Source organism: uncultured Campylobacter sp., assembly GCF_937997465.1.
Taxonomy (GTDB): domain Bacteria; phylum Campylobacterota; class Campylobacteria; order Campylobacterales; family Campylobacteraceae; genus Campylobacter_A.
Genome location: NZ_CALKTQ010000001.1, coordinates 1 through 4,733, shown reverse-complemented (window position 1 = coordinate 4,733; position 4,733 = coordinate 1). Strand labels below are relative to the sequence as shown.

General features: G+C 35.4%; 7 protein-coding genes. 6 read left to right on the top strand and 1 reads right to left on the bottom strand.

The features are described 5' to 3' along the window. Positions 1–324 precede the first annotated feature (324 nt). From Q0546_RS00035 to Q0546_RS00015, 5 genes are all read left to right on the top strand, one after another. On the top strand, positions 325–537 hold the full coding sequence (locus tag Q0546_RS00035; protein ID WP_298789433.1) for a hypothetical protein: 213 nt from the start codon (positions 325–327) through the stop codon (positions 535–537). After that, on the top strand, positions 537–944 hold the full coding sequence (locus Q0546_RS00030) for a type II toxin-antitoxin system VapC family toxin (RefSeq protein ID WP_298789431.1): 408 nt from the start codon (positions 537–539) through the stop codon (positions 942–944). The genes Q0546_RS00035 and Q0546_RS00030 overlap by 1 nt, the downstream gene beginning before the upstream one ends. Positions 945–1,037: 93 nt before the next feature. After that, positions 1,038–1,160: a hypothetical protein gene (locus Q0546_RS00025; protein WP_298789429.1), complete on the top strand. Its 123-nt coding sequence runs from the start codon at positions 1,038–1,040 to the stop codon at positions 1,158–1,160. Between the two features lie 570 nt (positions 1,161–1,730). Next, positions 1,731–2,096, top strand: a complete 366-nt coding sequence (locus Q0546_RS00020) for a hypothetical protein (RefSeq protein ID WP_298789427.1) — start codon at positions 1,731–1,733, stop codon at positions 2,094–2,096. Between the two features lie 451 nt (positions 2,097–2,547). Next, the gene (locus Q0546_RS00015; RefSeq protein WP_298789425.1) at positions 2,548–3,477 is read left to right on the top strand and encodes a hypothetical protein; all 930 of its coding nucleotides are present in this window, start codon (positions 2,548–2,550) and stop codon (positions 3,475–3,477) included. Between the two features lie 34 nt (positions 3,478–3,511). Here Q0546_RS00015 and Q0546_RS11940 read toward each other — a convergent pair whose 3' ends face one another. Next, positions 3,512–3,880 (bottom strand): sigma factor-like helix-turn-helix DNA-binding protein, encoded by a 369-nt coding sequence (locus Q0546_RS11940; protein ID WP_366519244.1) that lies wholly within the window; start codon positions 3,878–3,880, stop codon positions 3,512–3,514. Between the two features lie 143 nt (positions 3,881–4,023). Here Q0546_RS11940 and Q0546_RS00005 point away from each other — a divergent pair, with 143 nt between their 5' ends. Further along, the gene (locus Q0546_RS00005; RefSeq protein ID WP_298789422.1) at positions 4,024–4,569 is read left to right on the top strand and encodes a Fic family protein; all 546 of its coding nucleotides are present in this window, start codon (positions 4,024–4,026) and stop codon (positions 4,567–4,569) included. Positions 4,570–4,733: the final 164 nt, after the last annotated feature.

Sequence of the window (4,733 nt, the reverse complement as noted above, 5' to 3'; positions counted from 1 at the left end):
GGTTTTGAAGTTTTTAAAGCAAATTGAAGTTTGGATTTCAAAATGCTAAAAAATGCCTAGATTTTTGCATTTTAAGTTCCCATTTTTACCTTACGTCCATACCTATACAAAAAACGCTCTTAACGCTATTTGCTCCACATTTTTACCCATTCTCACTTTTTTACCTTTTGCATAAGATTTATCAAAATGCATTACTATGTCGACACTATAAACAAGTAAAAATCTAAGAATATTTTTATCTTGTTCAGTATATACTTAGAGAAATATATACGAGAGGTTGTAATAATGCAAGCTAGATTAAAAGTATTCAAAAGTGGTAATTCTTTGGCACTAAGGCTTCCAAAAAGCCTAAATTTAGACAACGTCAAAGAGTTTATACTTAAGAGTTTTGATAACAACGAAGTGGTTTTAATCCCAGTTAAAGATGATGAATGGAGCGGACTGTTTAAGACTTTAAATGAGTTGAAAGATGCTGGAGTTAAATTTGAAAGAGCCGAGCAAAGCTTCCCGCAAGAGCGAAATTTCGGATTTAAATAATGTTTTTGCTTGATACCAACATTTGTAGCTACTTGATTTCTAACACCGAGCCTTACAGTCAAAATATACTAAGCCATTTAACTAGATATGGCAAAAAGGATATTTTTATATCCAGTATAACGGTAGCCGAAATGTTTTACGGTATAGAAAAATCCACTCAAAAAGAGCTAAATTTAAGACTCATGGGCGATTTTATCTCAAATTTCGGCGTTTTAGATTTTACGAGTAAATGTGCGGCAAGCTACGGCAAAATAAGGCTTGAGATGAAAAATAAAAACAGAAGGATAGGCGATATGGATATGCTGATCGCCGCCGTAGCGCTTAGCAATAGTCTTGTTTTGGTTACGAATAACGAAAAAGATTTTAAAGATATAAGCGAGCTTGGGATGGAAAATTGGAGCGTTTGATATAATATACGGTAAATACAAAGCCTTTTGTTGGTTATATCAGAGGTTAGCTTAAAGCTGGAATGTACAACCAAAACAAAGATGACTAAGCTCATGAAAACCAGTTGCACCGCTCTTGATAGACTACTAAACTCAGACAACGACTCGCTAACGCTAAGCACGCTTGAAAGTGCGGCAGCGGTGCTAGACAAAAGACTAAGCATCTCTATAACCTGACGGTTGCCGATCAATATATTTAAATGAAAATCGTCTAAAATTTTGGATGAAATTTTAGATAAAATATTGCAGAGGAAAGGAATTAATGGTGCTAGACTTGTTACATCTTTTTATCCAGAAAGAGTCAAAATTTATACTCAAAATATCATAGAAATCCCATTTTTAGGTACTTATAGTAATGAAAAATGTTTTTGCACTCTAAGTGTCCTATCTCTTCACACTTATAAAGTAATTGTTCTATAAATTTCTTATACGGCAAAGAGATCGAGTTTTTGGTTATTATCTTTACCTATCTTAGATCCTTGCTTCCAATTTTCGTTTAACCCTATGATGAGAGTTGAAATTTTTCTCTCTTTTAGGGTTTTAATTACGATAGAACTAGATTGGTACAAGAAATTTTGCATAAACATGGATTACCTTAAACCTAAAATAGGAAATATGATCTTGCCGTCTTTTATTTTTACTTGTTGATTGGTAAAAGAGGCAATATATTAACCTTTTTCTCCTCGTGGTTTATATTTTTTAAAAACTTTTTGACACAAATTTGTATATATCCCAAAAGGAGCAGTGATGTTTTACGACTACGACAAGCTACACAAACTGGATGAGGGAAGGATAATGTATGCTAGTTATGTTCTTGATGACAATATTCCTATACGAGAGTTGATCAAAGAGGTAGGAAAAATCATAGACAAAGACGAATTTGATGCGATCGTAAAAACTTGCCCACAATACATAACAAGACGAAATCATAATCTTTTTACATACGACGATATCGCCACAAAACTGGCAAAGGAAGGAAATCTAGCTTTAGCCAAAAAGGTTCTTTTGATGTTTAAAAAGCGTTGTAAAATAGGCGGAGCAGACTATGCGTACCTAGCCCAAAGGGTTTATAAAATCAAAATGATGCAAGATGGTGCAAAAGACTGTTTTTAAAGGCAAAAATGCATGCCGAATATGAGATTTGTTATATTAATATGCTAAATTTTATAAAGCTAAAAATCATAAATCAAAATACGGCAATAAAATTTTTAAACGATATCTTAGCTACGACTAATTTTGACGCTAACTTTTATTGTTATTTCAGTTTGGAAATTTTAAATTTAAAAATCAAAGACGCTTATGCTATAGCGAAAAGGTTTTATACTAGAGCGCTAAGCGATGGCAAATCTTTATATACAAGACATATAAAAAGCGGACTAAAACACTATTTGGTGGATAGGCCGCTCGCATGCGCTTTGCTTGATCAAAATATAAAGAATGACTACATATCGGATCTTATGGCCATAGCTAAGATTTGTCATAAAAATGAAAATACAGGCAAAAAGGCCGTAAAAAGGCTATTGGATTAGTTAAAAATACAGATGATTTCGTCAGGATTGCTCCCATGGCAAAGAAATTTCTCGGAAAGAAAGAGGCAATAAAATTTTTAAAACAAGGTTATTTTTTAGATGAAACGCCTTTAACCGACAATGCAAATTATACCTGCGAGTCTGTTATAAAAAACGGTAAAGCCACTATATATTATAAAGCTTCTCACATAAACACCGAAAAAGTCAATATTTTAGAATGGATGATAAGGCTCGGAAAGAGATCTTGGGCCAAAAGACGACTAGATGAAATGGTGGCCAAAAAAGACATACTAAATGGTGCCGATATAGACTCTTTAGCAGAAGCTATGGCTAGAGTTTACGTAAGGTATTTTAATGATACCAAAAGTGCCGAAGATATTTTCAAAAACATAGCGCAAAATATAAACGATCCTATTGATTTAAATTTATTAACGTCTGAAATTTCTAGCACTATAGGGGTTAAACATTGGCTCAGAGAGCATTGCGACAGACTTGAGAAAGCAGCCAAAAGCGCCGAAGAGTTTACTGAGTTGGCCGAATACATGGCGAACTATTTTTTGGATTTTAAGGCAGCGCAGAGACTTCATCTAAAAGCGATAAAGACCTTAGAGTATACGGCGGTTAGTTACAATCGTCATAATCTTTATACGCTTTTAAAACAATTTTATGAAAATGCATCTACTGGCATTCTTCATATGGCTTGTAAAAGTATCCAAAAATCAGGCTGCAAGCATTGGGGGCTTTTGGCTAACTATTATGCCAAAGCAAATGATAAAGTATCGGCAAAATCTTGTTTTTTAAAAGAACTAAATAGCGCCAAAAGTTATGAAGAAATCCTAAGCATAGCAGAGGATGTCTATAATTATTTAGAAGATAGCCAGTGGGTAGCAAAAATAGTGCTCGATGACCGGTTTTTAGCTTTGCCAGATAGAGTAGCTGAAACCGTCGAAACACAAAACAGATAAGGGCTACTTACCCCCCCCCTACCCACTAACAAATTCAAGACATATCTTTCACGTAATCATAAAATTTCCTAACTATCCTTGGATGTTTGATCTTTTTTATAGCCTGAGCTTCTATTTGTCTTACGCGCTCTCTAGTCACTCCGCCTAGCACTAGCCCGGTTTCTTCCAGGGTATATGGCCCGCCTGCTCCGGTATTTCCGCCTTTTAAGCCCGCTAGCCTAGATGCCTCATGGATAGCTTTAGCTTGCAAAGAATTTATGATACCCGTCAAATCGCTCTTGATGTTTCTTAGCTTAAACGCATCTTCCGTAGAAACATCGGCGGCATTCATCATCAATTTGACCTTTTCTCGTAGTTCTTCGGCGACCTCGAGCATCTCTTTTATCTGGGTTAAATTTTGCATATTATCTCCTTTGTAGGTTATGGCTAGTAATAGTACATTTTGTTAATTTTTTACATAGGTTAATTCATAAAGATATTTTACCGAGCAAAAAGGACATATTTACGTCCAAACTGATATAATCCAGCCAAAAAAAGGCAAAAACCGTGAACACGAATCTTCATAAATCTAGCAATGAGCTTGATCTCGTGAGGCATTACGCCAAAGCCTGGACGCTTTTACAAAGATACGACGATAAAACCCTAGGTATATATACAGATATTACGGGCGAAAATTTTACTCTAGGCTACGATGAAGCCATGCTAGCTATCGATGAACTAAAAGAGGCGCTGATCCAAAAGGGCGAAGCATCGCAAATTTTCGCAACGCAAAAGGCGGGAGAATTTGAAGGGATACTAAAAAATATCTATCAGACCTTCAGCGGTTGTGAGCTACTACCAACAGCGCAAGAAAAGGCGGCAAATTTGATCTACTATATCATCAAAGACCACCCATTTAACGACGGTAATAAACGAATCGGAGCTTTTATGTTTATTTTATTTCTATCAAAAAGCGGGCTTCTTTATAAGAATAACGGCGAACCTAAAATCAGCAATAACACGCTTGCTGCCCTTGCACTACTCATAGCCCAAAGTAACCCCAATCAAAAAGATATGATAGTAAATTTAACGACGAATTTATTAAGGGATTAAGACGGCAAACATCCATGACCGCCCTATTCTCATTTTATACAATCCCTGCAAAACCTGCATGGCTAAAAGCGAAAGCTTAGGAGAAGCAAAGATATTTCATATATCAGATACATATATCTAAAACTCCCTTTTTTAGGGATTTGATTCTCGAACTTTTGTTAAAT